Source organism: Actinoplanes flavus, assembly GCF_017592555.1.
Taxonomy (GTDB): domain Bacteria; phylum Actinomycetota; class Actinomycetes; order Mycobacteriales; family Micromonosporaceae; genus Actinoplanes; species Actinoplanes flavus.
In genome coordinates this window covers 1-18443 of record NZ_JAGFNS010000028.1, presented here as the reverse complement: position 1 = coordinate 18443, position 18443 = coordinate 1, and the positions used below count along the sequence as shown (strand labels likewise).

The window sequence follows — 18443 nt, the reverse complement described above, 5'->3', positions numbered from 1 at the left end:
TGGCCCGCGGCATACCCCTATCGATGGAGGTTCAAAACCACCTCGGGGGTCACATCGGTGATCGCGTTCACCACCAGCGTCGCTCCGGCCAGCGCGTCCGCGGCCGGCGGATAGACGCCGTGCGGGACGGCGATCACGGTGAGGCCGGCCGCGGCGGCCGAGCGCAGACCGTTGCTGGAGTCCTCCACGGCGGCGCAGACGCCGGGGGTGAGGCCGAGTTTGCCGACCGCCTCCAGGTAGACGTCCGGCGCCGGTTTGCCCCGCGGCACCTCCTCGGTCGAGAGGGTCACCTCGAAGGCGCCGGTCAGCCCGGCGGTCTCCAGCACCTGGTCGATCAGGATCCGCGCCGAGGAGCTGGCCAGCGCGAGGCGGTAGCGGGCGCCGAGCGCCCGGACCGTCTCGACGGATCCGGGAATCAGCGGCAGGGCTTCGCGGTAACGCTCGGCCATCCGGCCCAGGACGTCCGCGGCCACCTCCGGAGCGGTACGGGGTACGCCCACCTCGTCGGCCAGGTGCGCCGACCACTCCCCGGTGCTCATGCCCATCATCCGGTCCTGGCTGTCCGGCAGGAACTCCCGCCCGTGCTCGGCCACGTAGGCACGCCGGACCTGCTCCCAGACCTCCTCGGTGTCGATGATGACCCCGTCCAGGTCGAAGACGATCGCCTCGATGCTCACAGCCCCTCCACCGACTCGCACATCGATCACCCTACCCAAACGCCTCTGTACGCTCGGTCACACTCCCACGGCGCAGAAGCCGGTTCGGTCCGCGCAGATGATCACACTCAACCGATAGGCCGGGTTGCAGGCGGGTGGCTGGACGGTAGCTTCGGGCGCAGCCTTGACGTCGAGCCCGGGAGTCGTCCCGCATGCCAGTGCCGAAAGCCCCACTATCACCCTCCGTGAGTGTGGTGATCCCGGTCCCCACCGCGGACCGGCTGCCGATCCTGCTCGGCGCGCTGCCTCCGGTGCACGAGGTGATCGTGGTGGTGGGGCCCGGCGAGGAGATCGTCCGAGGGCTCCCCCGGGCCGCCCGGATGATCCGCCAGACCCGTACCGGGGCCGGCAACGCCCTCGCCTGCGGGGTCGCGGCGGCCATCGGCGACGTGGTCGTCACGGTGCCCGGCGACGGTTCGGCCGACCCCGCCGAGCTGTCCCTTCTCATCGAGGCGCTGCGCTCCGGCGCCGACGTGGCGGAGGGCGTACACACCCCGGCCCGGCTCACCGACCTGATCCTGCTCTGGTTCATGAGCGTCCTGCTCGGCTGCCGCCCGTCCGACCCCGGCTCCGGTCTCCGGGCGTTCCGGCGTGACGTGGCCGGCCGGCTGGGGCTGCCCCGGGTGGCCGGCACCGAACCGGCCCCCGGCGACGGCCGGGACGCTGAACCGCTGCTCACCGTCCGGTCCCGGGCCGCCGGCCTGCGGGTCACCGAGGTCCCGGTGGCGCGGCGCCCCGCCTTCACCGGCACCCCGCTGTTCACCGGCGTGGCGGCCGTGTTCCGGGAGTTCCTGGCGCGGCGCCGGGCGGCGCGGGCCGGCACACCGGAGAGCATCGTGGTGCTCACCGACGGCACCGCGCGCCCGTTGCCGCCGCTCGTCGTGGGCCCGGAACCCGGCGGCACGACCGTCAACGCCACCCGGCGCCCGACGATCGACCGGATGCCCGCCGGTCCGGCGCCGCGCCGCTGGCCGTCGCCGAACGGCGGCCCGGACGGCACCGGACTCGACTACCCGAACAGCGCCGGGCTCGGATTCCCGGACCGGCGCCGCGGGGAACGCCGCGGCCCGGAACGCCGCCGGACCGACCCGTTCGCCGACCGCCGGACCGGCGCGTCCGGCCGTGCGTTCTCGGCGACCGGGCCCGGCCCGCTGCCGCCGCCCGCACGCCCGGCCGGGGAGATCCCGAACCGGCGGCGCTGGCGGGACAACCAGGACCCCGCCGCCCAGGCCCGCCCCAACCTGCGGGTGATCAACGGCGAGGGCGGCGGCTCGGACGGCGGCCGCGGCCACCTCCGCTCGGTGTGAGAGCCCCGCCGGGTCAGCCGCGAGCGCGGAGCTGCGGCAGGATCTGGTCGGCGTAGAGCCGCAGGAACCGCTCCTGGTCCGGGCCGGGCGCGTGGAACACCAGGTGCTTGAAGCCCATGTCCAGGTATTCGGCGACCTTCGCGGCGTGGTCGGCCGGGTCCGAGGAGACGATCCAGCGGGTCGCGGTCCGCTCGACCGGCAGGGCGTCGGCCAGGCGCTGCATCTCCACCGGGTCCTCGACGCCGGTCTTCTCCTCCGGGGAGAGGGCCAGCGCGCCCCAGTAGTGGGTGTCGGCGCGGGCCCGTTCGACGTCGTCGTCGAAGGAGACCTTGACCTCGATCATCAGGTCCAGGTCGTCGATCTTGCGACCGGCCTTCTCGGCGCCCTCGGTGACGGCCGGCAGCAGCGTGTCCGTGTAGAGGGCGTGCCCCTTGCCGCTGGTGGTGATGAAACCGTCGGCGATCCGCCCGGCCAGCCGGGTGGCGGCCGGTCCGGAGGCGCCGATGTAGATCGGCACCGGAACATCCGGCTTGTCATAGATCGTCGCGTTCTGGGTCCGGTAGAACTGGCCCTCGTAGGTGACCCGGTCCTCGGCCCAGAGCTTCTGGATCAGCAGCACGGCCTCCTTGAGCCGGGCGAACCGCTCCTTGCCGTCCGGCCACCGCGTGCCGAGCAGCACCTCGTTGAGCGACTCGCCGGAGCCGACGCCGAGGACGGCGCGGCCCGGCGCCAGGCAGCCGAGCGTGGCGAACGCCTGCGCCACCACGGCCGGGTGGTAGCGGAACGTCGGCGTGAGCACGCTGGTGCCGATCAGCACCCGTTCGGTACGCGCGGCGAGCGCACCCAGCCAGGGCAGAGCCGCCGGAGCGTGGCCGCCGTCGTGCCGCCACGGTTGCAGGTGATCGCTGACGAAGACCGAGTCGAACCCGAGCTCCTCCGCCAGAATGCCGAATCTGAGCAGCTCCGCCGGCGCGAACTGCTCCGCCGACGCCCCCCCCCCCCCCCCCCCCGGCGGGGGGGCGGGGGGGGCCCGGCCGCCCCCCCCCCCCCCCCCCCCGGCCGGGTTCCCGTGAGACGGTCATCCGGCGGCGCGGTAGGCCTTTCCGGCCGCCGTGGGACTGTCCGCATCGGTGTAGAGGCCGAAGTCGGCGCTGTCACCGACGGCCGGCAGCCCGAACCAGGCGTACCGCTCGACGTAGGACCGCTTCTCCAGGCCCGCGGTGGCGCCCCTGATGAACCGGACCTTCTGCGCGTCGCTCGGATAGCGCGGCGAGCCGCCGAAGTCGATCAGGCCGAACTCGGTGACCCAGACCGGCTTGCCGTAGCGCCGGTGGACGGCGTCGACATAGCCGAGGAACTGGTTCACCGCGGCGGCGCCGAAGTCCGAGCCGTACCAGTGCAGGGCGATCGCGTCGACCCGCAGCCCCTTCGCCTCGGCGCCGGTCATGAACCGGTCGAGCCAGCCGCCGGCCGTGTCGCCGCCGAACGCGACGGCCGGGCTGACCAGCTTCATCCCGGTCGCTTCGAGGCGGGGCCAGGCGGCCAGCGCGGCCTCGACGGTCATGTTCGACTGCTCGGCCAGATCCGGTTCGTTGAAGCCGAGCAGCACGTCGCCCTCGGCCTCGGCCCGCTTCAGGGTCGCGTCGGTGACGTCGGCGGCGCCCCAGATCATCGGCACGAACTCGACGCCGGCCGGGCCGGGCACCTCGTCGTCGTCCGGTCCCCAGTCGTAGTACCAGCCCGCGCCGACGTCCTCGAGCGCGCCCTTGGAACCGGCGAACCGCCACACCCCGGCCCCCTTCTTCGGCGAGCGGGCGGCGGGCACGGCGGTCGCCTTCCTCGACGGCGGGGTCGTGGTGGGCACGGCCGACGGGGAGATCGACGGCGCGGCCGGGGCGGAGGAGACCTCCGGTGCCGCGACGACCGCTGCGGGGCGGGACGGCTCCGCCGGTTCCCGGTACGCGTGAGCCAGCGCGCCGCCACCCGTGACCAGGCCCACGGCGAGCACCCCGGCCAGCACCTTCGACGTCACGGCGCCACCGGCCTGCACCGCCGTCGTCGCGGTCGCGGTCGGCGTACCCGTACCGGGAAGGACGTTGATCTGGATCGTGCCGAAGGCGGAGCCGAGGCCGGGCGGCAGCGGCACCAGCGCCATGCCGGCGAGCAGGCGCTCGGCCTCCACCATGTCCTGCCAGGCGGGCGCACACCGCCGGCAGTCGCGGGTGTGCCGGGCGATGCGTTTACGCCAGAGCGCGCCGGGCCGGCCGTCCCAGCCGGACAGGGCGGCGGACAGCTCCGGGCAGCGCGGCGGGCGCAGCGCCCGGACCACCGCGCGGGCGGTCTCCAGCTGGGCCTTCATCCGCTGGATCCGGACCGCGGCGTGCTGGCGGCCCAGGCCGGTGGCCTCGACGATCTCGTCGCGGGTGAGTTCGCCGGACGCCTCCAGCCACCAGAGCGAGAGCAGTTCCCGGTTCTCCTCGTCGAGCCAGCGGGTCGCCTCGGCGGTCTCCCGGCGCTGTCCGGAGAGCTCCAGGCGGGTGATCGCCAGGTCGGTGAAGTCGGCGCCGGGATCGCGCAGCTCGGGATCCAGCTCGACGGCCGGCGGCCGGCCCCGGAAGCGTTCCCGCACCTGGCGCACGGTGATCGCGACCAGCCAGGAGCGGAACGCCGCCGGGTCGCGCAGCTCGCCGAGGTTGCGCAGCACCCGGAGCATGACCTCCTGCACGACGTCGTCGGCGTCGGCGTGCCCCTCCAGGGCCCGGCCCACGATGGTGTAGACCAGCGGCAGGTAGCCGGAGACCAGCCGGTCGACCGCGGCCGGGTCGCCCGCGCGGGCGGCCGTCACGATCGCGATGCCGGGTTGTCGTGTCATGTCAGCTCCTGCCCTCCGGGCGCGGGTCGCACCGATGAGGGAGACGGGCGCGGGGTCCATGGATAACACGTTCGGGCGCGGTGATCACCATCCGGCCGTGGTTAGCCGGAGCGCGGATCGGGCACAGCAGAGTCATGCGCATGTCGGTCCGGCTCAATCTGCCCCGCGAGGTGGACAGCGTTCCGGCGGTGCGCCGGCTGTTGCGTTGCGCCCTGACGATCCTGCGAGTGGATCGCCAGGCCGGCGCGGATCTGGAGATCGCCCTCACCGAGGCGTGCGCCAACGTGGTGAAGCACGCGGCCGGGGCGGAGAGCTTCGAGGTGCACCTCGACGTGGGTGAGGACCGCTGCTCGATCGACGTGGTCGACGACGGCACCGGTTTCGACCCCGGGGTGGACGCTGCTCCGTCCCCGGTGAGCGAGCGGGGCCGTGGCCTCTTCCTGATCCGTGCGCTGGGCGAGAACGTGCGCATGCAGTCGAGCCCGCGCACCGGCAGCCTGATCCATTTCGAGAAGTCGTTCGCCTGAGGAAACGAGCAGCGCGCCGGACCACCCGCATGGGGGGTGGTTCCGGCGCGATTTGCTTGCCGTATAACAAATACCTGTCGCTGTTGTCCGGTCGAACGTGACGTCGTGGAGAGGAGTCCGGAATGTCTGATCAACCGGCGCCCCTCGGCTCGCTGCTGCGGGCCGCGCCGCCTGACCGGCTGCCCGAGGTGGCCGCCGAGCATCTGCGCCGCCATTACGCCGCCGACACCGTCGAGGTGCTGATCCCCGATCTCACCTTCACCCGGCTGCACCCGCTGCTCGGCCCCGGCGAGCGCCCCGACGCGGCCGCGCTGCGCTGCTTCGGCAGCCAGCGGCCCGGCACCGAGCGGCCGGACGGCGGCCCGGTCCGCCTGCACCTGCCGCTGAGCTGCTGGGGTGAGCGGGTCGGGGTGCTGCGCCTCGACCTGCCCGAGAGGCCCGGCGGGGATCTCGGCGAACGGCTCACCGCCGACGCCGACGACCTGGCCACCGCGCTGCGCGCCGCCTCGGCCGCGACCGACCGCTACCGGCGGGCGCAACGGCGGGCCCGGCTCACGATGGCCGCCGAGTTGCAGTGGGACCTGCTGCCCGGGCGGTCGCTCGGCGACGACCGGTTCCTCATCGCGGGCCAGCTGGAGCCGGCGTACGACGTTCGCGGCGACCACTTCGACTGGGCGCTCGACGGCGACCGCCTGACCGTCACGGTGCTCAACGGCTGCGGCGACGGGATGGAGGCCGCCCTGCTCACCTCGCTGGCGGTGAACGCCATGCGCAACGCCCGCCGGTGCGGCGCCGACATCGTCGAGCAGGCCGAGCTGGCCTCCGACGCGGTGCACTCCCGGTACGGCGGCGCCGTGCACACCGCCACGCTGCTCCTGGAGATCGACCTGGTCGGCGGTGGGGTGTCCGCCGTGGACGCCGGTTCGCCGCACTGCCTGATCGCCCGCGCCGGCGAGACCGGGAAGGTCCCGCTGGAGGAGCAGCTGCCGCTCGGCATGTTCGGCGAGGCGCGCTACGAGATCCAGCGGTTCCAGCTGGAGCCGGGCGACCGGATGCTCGTGGTCAGCGACGGCGTCCACGCGGCCAGCCCCGGCGGCCTCACCCGGTACGGCGCGTCCGCCCTGATCAGCGCGGTTCGCCGGACGCGGCTGCAGCCCGCCACCGAGGCGGTGGGTACGGTGATGAGGGGCCTGCGCGACTATCACGCCGGCGCCGAGCCGGAGGATGACGCCGTGACCGTCTGCCTGGACTGGCGACGCTGAGATTTTCTCGGCTTCGACGTTTGTGAACCTCCCCCGGCGGGTATACGTGTAAGTTCACGGGTCCGCGACTGGCGATGACGGGGAACACCGATGGAGTACGCCACCGAGGTCGCCGCGGCTGTCGAGTCGTCGGTGGAGTCACTGGTGGGCGTCCTCGAACGGGCCAGGCTGGCCCAGCAGCCCGCGGTCCCGCCGGCCCAGCTCCGGGTGCTGACCATCGTCGCCGGCAACCGGCACACCAACATGAGCCGCCTGGCCGAGGCCCTCGACGTGGTGCCGTCCTCGGCGAGCCGCCTCTGCGACCGGCTGGAGGCCACCGGCCTGCTGCGCCGGGTCGCCGACCCCCGGGATCGCCGCGAGGTGCGGCTGCTGCTCACCTCGGCGGCCCGGCGGCTGCTGGCCGACCTGCGGGAGCGCCGGCGGGCCGCGCTGGCCGAGGTGCTGGAGCGGATGCCGGTCGCCGCCCAGCAGGACCTGCTGCGCGCCCTCCAGGCCTTCACCGCGGCGGCCGGGCACCCCGGGGAGCAACCAGAGGAGGGCCGGCAGACGGCCTGACGTAGGCTTCGCCCGTGCGTATCGGCATCGTGATCCTCCCCGACCGGCGCTGGGCCGACGCGAGCCGGCGCTGGCGGCTCGCCGAGGAGTTCGGCTTCGACCACGCGTGGACGTACGACCACCTCGGCTGGCGCGATCTGGTCGACGGCCCGTGGTTCGACGCCGTGCCGACCCTCACCGCCGCCGCCATGGTCACCTCCCGGATCCGCCTCGGGACGTACGTGGCCTCGCCGAACTTCCGCCACCCGGTGCATTTCGCCCGGGAGGTCACCGCTCTGGACGACATCTCCGGCGGCCGGCTGGTCCTCGGTCTGGGCGCCGGCGGCATCGGCTTCGACTCGGCGGTCCTCGGCGCCCCGGAGCTGACGCCGCGCGCCCGGGTGGACCGGTTCGCCGAATTCCTGGAGCTCTTCGACGGCATCCTGCGGCAGCCGGTGACCACCTGGTCCGGGTCCTGGTATGCGGCGGTCGACGCGCGCAACGATCCGGGCCCGGTGCAGCAGCCGCGGCCGCCGTTCGTGGTCGCCGCCAACGGCCCGCGGGCGCTGCGTCTCGCCGCCCGGTACGGCGACGGCTGGGTGACCACCGGCCCGCAGGTCGACAGCGCCGAGGAATGGTGGCGGGCGGTGGCCGAGTTCCGGGACCGTTTCCACGCCGCCATGGAGTCCGCCGGCCGCCCGCTGGATTCGGTGGACCGCTACCTCAACCTGGACTCGTCGCCGATCTACTCGATGACCAGCGTGGATGCCTTCACCGACGCGACCGGGCGGGCCCGGGAGCTGGGATTCACCGATGTGATCACGCATTGGCCGCGGGAGTCCAGCTGGTACGCGGGTGACGAGAAGGTGCTGGAGGCGGTCGCCGCCGAGCTGCCCCGCCTCACTAATCGGTAAAGCCGGGCCCCATTCGGACCGATTGCGATTCCCTCGGTGACCGAGTGGGATTTATCACGGTCTCCGGCAGCCGGTCCGTTTACCCCCGGTTATCGCCCGCTCCACGCACCGAGATCGACGTCTCGCACCGCGTCAAGACAGCGTCACGCACCGTGCCGGTGGCGGACCGCCGGCACGGTGACAACCGTTGGGAATCAGCGCCCGTGTGCCGCCCGGTAGGCGTTGCTGACCTCCTGCGGAATGCGGCCCCGCTCGGAGATTTTGCGTCCGTTCCGGATCGCCCACTCCCGGATCAGCCGGTTCTCGTCACGGGAACCCGCGGTACGGACGGGGGCGGCGCCACGCGACGGGATACGCCCCGACGTGGTGCGTCCCAGGCGGGTGCCCGCGGAGATGAACGGGTCCAGAGCCTTGCGCAGCTTTCCGGCATTGGCCTCGGAAAGGTCGATCGTGTAGCTGACGCCGTCCAGACTGAACTCGACCGTCCGATCCGCCTTCTTGCCGTCCAGATCGTCGATCAGGGTGGTGATTACCTGCCGCGCCATAACGACTCCCGAGAAGAATTAATCAACCGCGCCCGGTGAGGCTCATTCACGACGGTGGAGGCCGCCGCCGCCGACCTACGCTGAGTGACACTCAAGGTGGGTCCCGAATAAGCCTCAGTCTGGCGCGCGGAAGGTCTGTGGCGCAACTCCCCACCGCGATCCGGCAATTCTTCGCCCCGGTTATCGGAATGGAACCCGGGAATGGGAGCAGAATCCGGGAAAGCCCGGTTGACCGGAACCCGGCGTCTCGCGTTAGGGTCGGCGCCATGCAGGACGAGCAGGCCGCCTGGCGGGAGCAGCAGCGCCGGGCCGTTGCCGTTCGCGCCGCCGCCCTCGAGGCGGATCGGAGCGCGGAGGCGCGGCAGGCCGCCGCGCTGCTCGACGACTTCGTGCGCCGTGCCGCCGAGGCCGGGCTGGCCCCGCACACGCTGGCCGCGCGCAGCCTCGACGGCCGGTCGACGTACCGGACGCACATCCGCGGGTGGTATCTGAAATCCGACCGCTCGGTGGCCGTCGGCGACGACGGGGAGTACTACGTGCTCACCGTGCCGCCGTCGCTGCGGGCCCGGTTCACCGGCGCCGACCTCTCCCCCAGCATGCCGCGCCTGATCGTCGGCGCGGGCGGGCGCGACGGCGAGTCGATCCCCCTGGCCGCCCTGCTGGAGAAGCGGCTGACCGCCGGGGACGTCTGGCCGTGAGAGCTCCCGTGGCGGCGTGCGCGGCCGTGCTTCTCGTGCTCACCGGAGTCCCGGCGTCGGCGGCCCCCGCCGAGATCCCGTGCCCCAAGCCGAAGATCGCCAAGCCCAGCGCGCCGCCCCGGCCCACCCCGCCCGCCGAGGTGGCCGAGGACATGCGGGTCGGCGGCGACGACCTCGCCACGCACGGCCTGGTCGTTCCGGAGAACAGCCCGAACCCGCCGGCCCTGACCGCCACCACCTGGCTGGTGGCCGACCTGGAGACCGGCGAGGTGCTCGGCGCCTGCGGCCCGCACGTCCACCAGACCCCGGCCAGTGTGCAGAAGATGCTGCTCGCCGCGACCGCGATCGATCAACTCGATCCGGCGCAGAGAATCACCGTGACCCGCGGCGACCTGGACATCGAGCCCGGCAGCTCGGCGGTCGGTCTGGTGGTCGGCGGGCAGTACACGATCGCGACCCTCTGGCTCGGGCTGATGCTCAACTCGGGCAACGACGCCGCCAACGCGCTCGCCCGGCTGGCCGGAGGCGGCGGCAAGGACGGCCTCGCCACGACGGTCGCCGCCATGAACGCCAAGGCGGCCGCGCTCGGCGCACGCCAGACGCACGCGGTCACCCCGTCCGGGCTGGACGGCAAGGGGCAGTTCACCAGCGCGTACGACCTGGCCCTGATCGCCCGGGTGTGTTTCGCCAACGACGACTTCCGCAAGTACGTGCTGACCAGAACGGCCCGGTTGCCGGCGCAGAAGAAGCCGAAGGTGGGCGGCTTCCAGTTCCAGAACGAGAACAAGCTGATCTACAACTACCCGGGCGCGCTCGGCGGGAAGACCGGGTTCACCACCCTGGCCCGGCACAGCTACGTCGGCGCGGCCACCCGCGACGGCCGCACCCTGGTGGCCACCCTGCTGGGCGCCGAGGCACGGCCGCTGCGCGGCTGGGAACAGGGCGCCAAGCTGCTCGACTGGGGATTCTCGCTGCCGGCCGGGTCGTCGGTGGGCCGGCTGGTCACCCCGGAGGAGGTGGCGGCCACCGGGTCACCCCGGGTGGAGAAGACCACGGTCGCCGGCGGCGGTGGCGGGGCCGGCAACAAGCGGCCGTCCGCGCCGGCCGGGCTGACCGTCGCGGCGGCGGCCTCGGTGGCGGTGCTGCTCACCGCCACGCCGCTGCTGCTCCTGCTCGCCGTCCGGCGACGCCGCCGGATGACCCGGCCCTAGGCTCGCGACCCCCGGCGCCGGTCTCAGGCGAAGGCCAGCCCGAAGAGCCAGATCACCGCGATCGCCAGCGCCGCCGCGAGCTCCACCAGCAGGGACAGGCCGACCGCCCCGAGCGCCGAGCGGGTCGACGGCCAGGCCCGGTCCAGGCCCAGCCGGCTCAGCTCGACCAGCCAGATCCCGAGCACGAAGCCGAGGATCAGGCCCACGAACGGCACCACGAAGAACCCGACGATGCCGAGCACGCCACCGGCCAGCAGCGCCGACGCCGGCACCCCGCTGTCCTTGAGCTTCTTCCCCGGCCACAGGTACTTGATCACCAGACCCAGCCCGGTGAGCACCGTGGCGAGCACCGCGACCAGCAGCCGGGCACCGCCGCCGCCGTCGCCGAGAACCGCCCAGAGCATCACTCCGGACCAGGTCAGCAGCAGGCCGGGAAGCACCGGCACCAGAACTCCGACCACGCCGGTCAGGATCACCAGGCCGGAGATGAGGGCGATGGCCGAACCGGTGTCGCTCAGATCCATGCGCCCACCCTGCCGTACCGCCTGCGAACCCTCAACCGGAGCCCTCGCCCGCCGATCCAAGAGCCGTCACCGGCAGAGGAACCCGATGCAACCGGTAGACAACCGTAAGTGACCGGAGCGTGCACCCCCCGACCTCGAAAGTTTCTCTCGTCAGCCGGTGCCCACCAGCCAGGGGCGCCGACGAGCAACCGGGGGAAACGAATGACCAGCACCGTGACGACCGCTGCCGACATGATCGCCGACACCGCCTCGCCCGTGCTCTCCGCCGCCGAGCAGGAGGAGCTGATCCGCACGCACATGCCGCTGGTCGGTCACCTCGTCCGCGACATGCTCTCCCGGATCCCGAACCACATCCACCGCGACGACCTGACCAGCGCCGGCCTGCACGCCCTGGTCACCGCGACCCGCGGCTGGGACCCGGCCCGCGGCGTCCCGTTCCACCGCTTCGCCGCCACCCGCATCCGCGGCGGCCTCCTCGACGAGCTGCGCTCGCTGGACTGGGCGACCCGCTCGGTGCGGTCCAAGGCCCGCAACACCGACGTGACCCGTCAGCAGCTGACCACCACGCTGGGCCGTACGCCCACGCCGGAGGAGCTGGCCCAGGCGCTCGGCACCACCACCTCCGAGCTGCACCAGACCGACACCGACGTGCAGCGGGCCACCGTCCTGTCGCTGCAGGGCTTCACCACCAGCAGCGCCGACGACCTGGTCACCGAGCCCACCCCGGGCCCGGAGGAGATGCTGCTGCGCCGCGAGCAGATCGGCTACCTGCACCACGCCATCGGCTCGCTGCCGGAGCGCCTGCAGACCGTGGTGAACGAGTACTTCCTCCACGAGCGCCCGATGGCGGAGATCGCCGCCGACCTGGGTGTCACCGAGTCGCGCGTCTCCCAGCTGCGCGCCGAGGCGCTTTCGCTGCTGCGCGACGGCCTGAACACCCACCTCAGCCCGGAGCTGGCCCCGATCCCGGAGAACCCGGACAGCATCACGGCCCGCCGCCGCGCCACCTACTACGCCAACATCGCGAACAACACCTCGATGCGCAGCCGCCTGGCGATGACCAACGCCAACGGCCACACCGCGATCGGCCGCGGCGTCAAGCCCGCCGCTCCGGCCGCCTGACACACGATCGGGCCCGGCGTCCTCCGGCGCCGGGCCCGATTCGTCGCTCTCTCACCCTTTCCGCGGGTCCTTCTTCGGCCCTTCCCCGGTACGCCGGGCGCGCACCCGTGGTCAGGCCAGCGAGGAGAGCACCTTCGGCAGATCGGTGGTGTGCAGCACACCGAGACGGCGGGTGGCCCGGGTGACCGCGACGTACAGGTCGGACAGGCCGCGCGGGCTCTCGGTGATGATCTCGTCGGGGGCCACCACCAGCACCGAGTCGAACTCGAGGCCCTTCGCCTGGCGGACGGTCATCAGCACGACGTGGTTCAGCAGGTCCGGCTGCTCCCCCACGGCCGCGCCCGGGACGGCGGCCACCAGCTCGGCGCCCAGCGACGGCTCCCGGCTCTCCGGGACCAGGACACCGAGGCGGCCCTGTTCGATCAGGGACGCCTCCTTGCGTACCACCGAGACGAGCTCCTCGACGAGCGCGGCCGGCGGCACCCGGCGCGCCCACGGCGTCACGCCGGCCGAGCGGACCGACCGCGGCGGCCGCAGCGCGGGATCGACCGCGGCCAGCACGTCGGCCGCGACCGCCATCACCTCGGACGGCGTCCGGTAGTTGACGCTCAACTCGACGATCCGCCAGCGCTGCGCCACGTACGGCTCGAAGACCTGCTCCCAGGTGGTGGTCCCGGCCAGCTCGGAGGTCTGCGCGACGTCACCGACCGCGGTCATCGAACGGCTCGGGCAGCGGCGCATGAGCAGCCGCCAGGCCATCGGGGACAGCTCCTGCGCCTCGTCGACGATCACGTGCCCGAACACCCAGGTCCGGTCGGCGGCGGCCCGTTCGGCGGCGGTCCGCGTGTCGATCACCTCGTGCCGCTCGACGAACGCACCGGCGTCGACCACGTCGAGCGCGGAGAGGATCTCGTCCTTCTCGGCGCCCTCGTCCTCGAAGTCCAGCGACCGGGAGCCCTCGACGATCTCCAGTACGCCTTCCGCGTACTCGATCGCGGCCCTTCGCTGCCGTTGCTGCTCACGCACCTTGAGTGTGTCGTCGACGCCGAGCAGCTCGGCCAGCTCGTCGAGCAGCGGCACGTCGGCCGGTGTCCAGCCGTGGCCGCGTTCGCGCAGCAGCTCGGGCGGCAGGCCGGCCGACTCCAGCCGGCCGGCGTCGGAGAGCAGGTCGCGCAGCACCTGGCGCGGGGTGAGCACCGGCCAGAAGTCGAAGAGCGCCTGCTGCACGTCGATGTCCTCGCGCAGCTCACGGCGGGTCTCCGCGAGGTCGGCTTCGGAGAGCAGGTTGTCGCCGCCCAGCGGGTCGGCGCCGATCCGCTCGGCGATCTGGAGGGACAGCTGGTGGATGGCCTCGGTCACGAAGACCTGCCGGGCCACGTTGTGCGGCTTACCGGACCGGCGGGCCGCGGTCCGGGCGGCGAGCAGCACCTCCCGCTCGATGCGCAGCGGATAGCCGTCGTGGTCGACCTCGACGAAGTCGTCCGGCACGGTCTGCCGGTCGGCGACCGCGTTCTCCAGCGCGTCGAGGATGCCCAGGCCGCCCTTGACCGCGGCGACCGCGGGCGGTTCCGCGGCGTGCGCGCGCACCCCGGGGAACATGTCGCCCAGGGTGGCCAGCAGCACACCGGTCTCGGCCAGTGACGGCAGCACCTGGGAGATGTAGCGCAGGAACGTGGTGTTCGGCCCGAGAATCAGCACACCGGTCCGGGTGAGCTGCTCCCGATAGGTGTAGAGCAGGTACGCCGCCCGGTGCAGTGCCACCGCCGTCTTCCCGGTGCCGGGACCGCCCTGGACCACCAGCACACCGGGCAGTCCGGAACGGATCACCTCGTCCTGCTCCGCCTGGATGGTCTCGACGATGTCGCGCATCCGGCCGGTCCGGTTGGCGGTGAGCGCGGACAGCAGCGCCGCCTCACCGGTCACGTCCTCCCGGCCGCTGCCGTCGCCGGCCTCGATGTCGAGCACCTCGTCGTCGATCCCGGTGAGCACCCGGCCCCGGGTGCGCAGGTGCCGCCGCCGGGTCACCCCGTCCGGGCTGACCGCGGTGGCCAGATAGAACGGCCGGGCGGCCGGGGCCCGCCAGTCCACCAGAAGGGGGTCCCGGTCGCGGTCCTCGGCGAACAGCCCGAGACGGCCGATGTAACGAGGATTCTCGGCGGAGAAGTCGAGCCGGCCGAAACAGAGGCCGTTCTCCACCGCATTGAACTGGGCCAGCTGTTCGGCGTAGTGGCTGCGGGTGGCCTCCCGCTGGGTCCGGCCCTGTGGGGTGCCGCCCGCTTCCAGCAGGATCGCGCGCAGCCTGCTGTCAGCCTGGTCACGCAATTGATCCAGCCGCTGGTAGAGCGTGGTCAAGTACGCCTGCTCGGAATCGATGTCGGCGTTCGAGCTTGACAAAGTCGCCCCTTTTCGTGCTATCATTCCGGCGTTCGGCAGCCATTCTTATGGTTGCCCTTTTTTGTTTGCCGCAACGCTTTCGGCAAACGACCAGAATAGCGGAGCCGCCGCAGGTTACGGCCCGGGGCGGGACTGTCCGGAACCCGTCATCGCCCCCGGCGGCCCGTTACGCCAGCCCTGTCGATGGGATTAAGCGGGTCATGGACAACCACCACCCGTATCGACGTCTGGGCGCCCTGGCCCTCGCCGCGGCAGCCATCCTCACCTTCTCCGCCGCCTGCACCGAGGACAGCGCGACCCCGGCCGGCAACGCCGCGGCGGCGGCCGCCGGCGGACCCGAACCGAAGACCCTGGAGGGCGCGAAGGTCGCCGCCCAGACCGTCTTCGACCGGTTCAGCGGTGGCGACTTCGCCGGCGCGTGGGAGATGTACACGTCCGCCGGCAAGCAGGCGATCAGCAAGGACGACTACGTCAAGCTGAACACCGCCTGCTCCCGCAAGGGCCTGGCGATCCAGCTCACCAGCGCCCGGATGGAGGGCACCGACCGGGCCGTGGTGATCGCGAAGCAACTGGTGGCGGCCCAGTCGTACACCATGGTCTACGAGGCCGACGCGTGGCGGCTGGAACCGGCCAAGGAGGGCCTGACCCTCTACAAGCTGGGCGCCGACAAGGCGATCGCCGCGCAGAAGAAGGCCGGCACCTGCGCGGGCGGCTGATCTTCCGGGGCCCGCCGCGATCCGCGGCGGGCCCCGTGCCCCGGGCGCTGTCTAGGCGGCCTTCAGCGGCAGGCCGTCCGGGCCGGTCAGGGCGAGCCGGGTACGCAGGGTGCCCCGGCTGGCGATCTTGTCGTAGTAGGCGGCCCGGCGCCGGGCCACACAGCCCTCCTTCGGCGGGTTCTGCGCCGCCATGGCCGGGTCGAGGTGGGTGTTCAGCCCGTCCCGGAGCAGGACCAGCGCCTCGGCACGCAACTGCGACACCCGCGACTCGCTCACCCCCAGATCCTCGGCGATCTGGACCATCGGCCGCTCCTCGAAGAAGTAGCCCTGCACCACCGTGCGCAGCCGGTCCGGCAGCGCCTCGACGGCGTGCCGCAGATAGCCGAACCGCTCCCGGCGCAGCAGCATCTCCTCCGGCCCGGCGCCCGGCTCGGTGACGATGTCGTCGGCGGTCGCGGTCGCGAAGCCCTGGAGACTGAACACGGTGGCCCGGTGCACGTCGCCCTCACCGTGCTCGATGTCCTCGACGGTGCAGCCCAGCTTCTCGGCGACCTCCGGCACGGTCGGCGTCCGGCCCAGCTCGGCCATCAGCTCCTCCCGGGCGGCGTCGACACGGCGGGCCCGCTGGCGGACCGAGCGGCTGGCCCAGTCCAGGCCACGCAGCTCGTCGAGCAGGGCGCCGCGGATCCGGGCGGCGGCGAACCGGGAGAACGGCACGCCACGTTCGGCGTCGAACCCACGGGCCGCCGAAACCAGTGCCGCGTAACCGGCGGAGAGCAGATCGTCCCGGTTCACGTGCGACGGCACGCGAGCCAGCATCTCCCGTACCAGGTGCCCGACGAGCGGCATGTTCGCCCGGACGATGTCCTCGCCACGCCGCTCGATGAAAGGCGCTTCACCACTCATCAGGGGGTCTCCTCAGGTACCGGCCGGCTGGGGATCTCCGGCGCTGAGGAGAAAGATGCGGCGCGCTGAGTGCCGCGCGGTTCACCTTGAGGTGCGAAGTGGTTGCGGACCGTGCCCGGGTAAAATGATCAGCAATCGACCACCCGGAGTTTCCATCTTCATGCAGACCTTCACCGAGCTCGGCGTGCCCGCCGTCCTCACCACGGCACTGGACCGGCTCGGGATCACCACCCCGTTCCCCATTCAGGCGGCCACCCTTCCCGACTCGCTGGCCGGCCGCGACGTGCTGGGCCGAGGACGCACCGGTTCCGGCAAGACGTACGCGTTCGCCATCCCGGTGGTGGCCCGCCTGGCCGCCTCCCGTGCCCCGGCCCGGCCCGGCCGCCCGCGGGCGCTGATCCTCGCGCCCACCCGGGAGCTGGCCACCCAGATCGAGGCCACCGTGCGCCCGCTCGCCGACGCGGCCGGGCTGCGTACCCTCGTCGTCTTCGGCGGCGTCGGGCCGAACCCCCAGATCAAAGCCCTCAAAGCGGGCGTCGACGTGCTGGTGGCCTGCCCCGGCCGGCTCGACGACCACATCCGCGGCGGACACGCCTCCCTGGAAGCCGTCGAGGTCACCGTCCTCGACGAGGCCGACCACATGGCCGACCTCGGCTTCCTGCCGGTGGTGCGGCGGCTCATGTCGCAGACCCCGTCCGGCGGCCAGCGGCTGCTCTTCTCGGCCACTCTGGACAACGGGGTGGACGTGCTGGTGCGGTCCTTCATGCACAAGCCGGTGACCCACCACGTCGACTCGGCCGCCCAGGCGCCCGTCGAGATGGACCACCACGTGCTGCACGTCCGCGACGACGACCGGTTCGGCGTGCTCGTCGAACTGCTGGCGGCGCCCGGCCGGTCGGTCGTCTTCACCCGGACCAAACGGCGGGCCAAGGTGCTGACCCGGCAGCTCAACGCGGCCGGGGTGCCGGCCGTCGAACTGCACGGCAACCTGGCGCAGAACGCGCGCAACCGCAACCTGTCGGCGTTCTCCGACGGCACGGCGGGGACCCTGGTCGCCACCGACATCGCGGCCCGCGGCATCCACGTCGACGACGTGGCGCTGGTCATCCACGCCGACCCGCCGGTCGAGCACAAGGCCTACCTGCACCGCTCCGGCCGTACCGCCCGGGCCGGCGCCCGCGGCACGGTGATCACGCTGATGACCGACGAGCAGCAGGCCGACGTCCGTGACCTGGCCCGCAAGGCCGGCATCCGGCCGGTCACCACCCGGACCCGGCCGGGCGACGCCCTGCTCGCCGAACTCGCGCCGGGCGAGCGCACCTTCACCGCCCCGGTGGCCGCCGCGCCGGCGTCCCGCCCGGCGCCGTCCCGGCCGGCCTCCCCGGAGGCTCCGGCCGAGGGCACGGCGGGCCGCTCCCGTCGCTCCCGCCGCGGCCGCGGCGCCGCCGCCTCACCGGCCGCCGCGCAGTCGTCCAGTCCCACGCCCACCGGTCGCCCCCGGACTTCCGGCCCGGCACAGGACTCCACCAGCCGTCCCCGGTCTTCCGGCCCGGCACAGGACTCCCCCAGCCGTTCCCGCTCCTCCGCCCCGGCACAGGATTCCACCGGTCGGCCCCGCTCTTCCGGCCCTGCGCAGGAGTCCGGCGGGGAAGGCCATGGCCGGGTGCAGAGCCCGGGCCGGCGGCGTGGTGCTCGCCGGGCGGCCGGATCCGGTCAGTCACCCGAATCCGGCCAGACCCAGCGGGAGCCGGGCGCGTCCCGCGGTTCCGGCCAGGCTCAGCGCGGGTCGGCCACATCGCGCGGGTCGGGCCAGGCGCGTGGTTCCGCTTCCACACCCCGATCCGGTACGCCCCAGCAGCGCACCACCTCGAGCGGAGGCGCCGCCGCCTTCTCGGCCCGTTTCAGCGACCGCCGTTCGGGCCGCTGACCCGGCCGTCCCAGCACCTTTGCCGAGCCAGCCGGATCTTTCCGGCTGGCTCGCAGGGCTTCTGAACGCCCCTCGAACAGCCCCCACAACCTGCCGGAGCTTCCCGGCTAGCTGCTAGAACTGCCTCAGCGCCGCTCAACCCCCGTTACCTTTTTGATCGTCCCCACCGGGGACTGCTCGGTCGCTCGGTCCGGTATGACTTATCGCCCCTGTCGTACGCATGATCCGGGGGGTGTTGTCGCCGGGCCGGGTGGCGTCGGCGGACCGC

General features: G+C 73.0%; 15 protein-coding genes and 2 pseudogenes. 10 read left to right on the top strand and 7 right to left on the bottom strand.

Annotation, left to right across the window (positions count from 1 at the left end; genetic code table 11):
- Nucleotides 1-17 precede the first annotated feature (17 nt).
- Nucleotides 18-677, bottom strand: coding sequence for an HAD family hydrolase (locus J5X75_RS33140; RefSeq protein WP_208471567.1), 660 nt, complete (start codon nt 675-677; stop codon nt 18-20).
- Nucleotides 678-901: 224 nt separating this feature from the next.
- On the opposite strand from J5X75_RS33140, the gene J5X75_RS33135 reads away from it, so the two are divergent.
- Nucleotides 902-2023 carry a glycosyltransferase family protein gene (locus J5X75_RS33135; protein ID WP_208471566.1) on the top strand — a complete coding sequence of 374 codons (1122 nt, stop codon included), beginning with the start codon at nt 902-904 and terminating at the stop codon, nt 2021-2023.
- Nucleotides 2024-2036: 13 nt separating this feature from the next.
- On the opposite strand, the pseudogene fgd reads toward J5X75_RS33135, so the two are convergent.
- Both fgd and J5X75_RS33125 read right to left on the bottom strand, forming a co-directional pair.
- A pseudogene (gene fgd, locus J5X75_RS33130) lies at nt 2037-3011 on the bottom strand (glucose-6-phosphate dehydrogenase (coenzyme-F420)); the annotation flags it as partial.
- A gap of 90 nt (nt 3012-3101) precedes the next feature.
- A complete protein-coding gene (locus J5X75_RS33125) occupies nt 3102-4895 on the bottom strand; it encodes a sigma-70 family RNA polymerase sigma factor (protein WP_208471565.1) in 1794 nt (597 codons plus the stop codon).
- 140 nt (nt 4896-5035) lie between these two features.
- On the opposite strand from J5X75_RS33125, the gene J5X75_RS33120 reads away from it, so the two are divergent.
- The 4 genes from J5X75_RS33120 (at nt 5036) to J5X75_RS33105 (ending at nt 8132) form a co-directional block, all read left to right on the top strand.
- Nucleotides 5036-5422 carry an ATP-binding protein gene (locus J5X75_RS33120; RefSeq protein ID WP_238490403.1) on the top strand — a complete coding sequence of 129 codons (387 nt, stop codon included), beginning with the start codon at nt 5036-5038 and terminating at the stop codon, nt 5420-5422.
- Nucleotides 5423-5544: 122 nt separating this feature from the next.
- Nucleotides 5545-6684 (top strand): PP2C family protein-serine/threonine phosphatase, encoded by a 1140-nt coding sequence (locus J5X75_RS33115; protein WP_208471563.1) that lies wholly within the window; start codon nt 5545-5547, stop codon nt 6682-6684.
- A gap of 90 nt (nt 6685-6774) precedes the next feature.
- The gene (locus tag J5X75_RS33110; protein WP_208471562.1) at nt 6775-7239 is read left to right on the top strand and encodes a MarR family winged helix-turn-helix transcriptional regulator; all 465 of its coding nucleotides are present in this window, start codon (nt 6775-6777) and stop codon (nt 7237-7239) included.
- A 14-nt stretch (nt 7240-7253) separates the two neighbouring features.
- Nucleotides 7254-8132 (top strand): LLM class flavin-dependent oxidoreductase, encoded by an 879-nt coding sequence (locus J5X75_RS33105; protein ID WP_208471561.1) that lies wholly within the window; start codon nt 7254-7256, stop codon nt 8130-8132.
- A 194-nt stretch (nt 8133-8326) separates the two neighbouring features.
- On the opposite strand, the gene J5X75_RS33100 is transcribed toward J5X75_RS33105, so the two are convergent.
- A complete protein-coding gene (locus J5X75_RS33100) occupies nt 8327-8677 on the bottom strand; it encodes a histone-like nucleoid-structuring protein Lsr2 (protein WP_208471560.1) in 351 nt (116 codons plus the stop codon).
- A 266-nt stretch (nt 8678-8943) separates the two neighbouring features.
- Here J5X75_RS33100 and J5X75_RS33095 point away from each other — a divergent pair, with 266 nt between their 5' ends.
- Together J5X75_RS33095 and J5X75_RS33090 are read left to right on the top strand one after the other, a co-directional pair.
- Complete coding sequence (locus J5X75_RS33095; RefSeq protein WP_208471559.1) at nt 8944-9375, top strand: hypothetical protein; 432 nt, start codon at nt 8944-8946, stop codon at nt 9373-9375.
- Nucleotides 9372-10586 (top strand): D-alanyl-D-alanine carboxypeptidase family protein, encoded by a 1215-nt coding sequence (locus J5X75_RS33090; protein ID WP_208471558.1) that lies wholly within the window; start codon nt 9372-9374, stop codon nt 10584-10586. The genes J5X75_RS33095 and J5X75_RS33090 overlap by 4 nt, the downstream gene beginning before the upstream one ends.
- A gap of 23 nt (nt 10587-10609) precedes the next feature.
- Here J5X75_RS33090 and J5X75_RS33085 read toward each other — a convergent pair whose 3' ends face one another.
- Nucleotides 10610-11110, bottom strand: coding sequence for a DUF456 domain-containing protein (locus J5X75_RS33085; RefSeq protein ID WP_208471557.1), 501 nt, complete (start codon nt 11108-11110; stop codon nt 10610-10612).
- Between the two features lie 201 nt (nt 11111-11311).
- Between J5X75_RS33085 and J5X75_RS33080 the strand changes: the two genes are divergently transcribed.
- Nucleotides 11312-12232, top strand: a complete 921-nt coding sequence (locus J5X75_RS33080; RefSeq protein ID WP_208471556.1) for a sigma-70 family RNA polymerase sigma factor — start codon at nt 11312-11314, stop codon at nt 12230-12232.
- 111 nt (nt 12233-12343) lie between these two features.
- Here the strand turns inward: J5X75_RS33080 and J5X75_RS33075 are convergent, their stop codons facing one another.
- Nucleotides 12344-14650 (bottom strand): HelD family protein, encoded by a 2307-nt coding sequence (locus J5X75_RS33075; RefSeq protein ID WP_208471555.1) that lies wholly within the window; start codon nt 14648-14650, stop codon nt 12344-12346.
- Nucleotides 14651-14826: 176 nt separating this feature from the next.
- Here J5X75_RS33075 and J5X75_RS33070 point away from each other — a divergent pair, with 176 nt between their 5' ends.
- Nucleotides 14827-15342: a hypothetical protein gene (locus J5X75_RS33070; protein ID WP_208471554.1), complete on the top strand. Its 516-nt coding sequence runs from the start codon at nt 14827-14829 to the stop codon at nt 15340-15342.
- Nucleotides 15343-15393: 51 nt separating this feature from the next.
- On the opposite strand, the gene J5X75_RS33065 is transcribed toward J5X75_RS33070, so the two are convergent.
- Nucleotides 15394-16248, bottom strand: a complete 855-nt coding sequence (locus J5X75_RS33065; protein WP_208471553.1) for a sigma-70 family RNA polymerase sigma factor — start codon at nt 16246-16248, stop codon at nt 15394-15396.
- Nucleotides 16249-16408: 160 nt separating this feature from the next.
- Between J5X75_RS33065 and J5X75_RS33060 the strand changes: the two are divergent.
- Nucleotides 16409-17785: pseudogene (locus J5X75_RS33060) on the top strand (DEAD/DEAH box helicase); the annotation flags it as partial.
- Nucleotides 17786-18443: the final 658 nt, after the last annotated feature.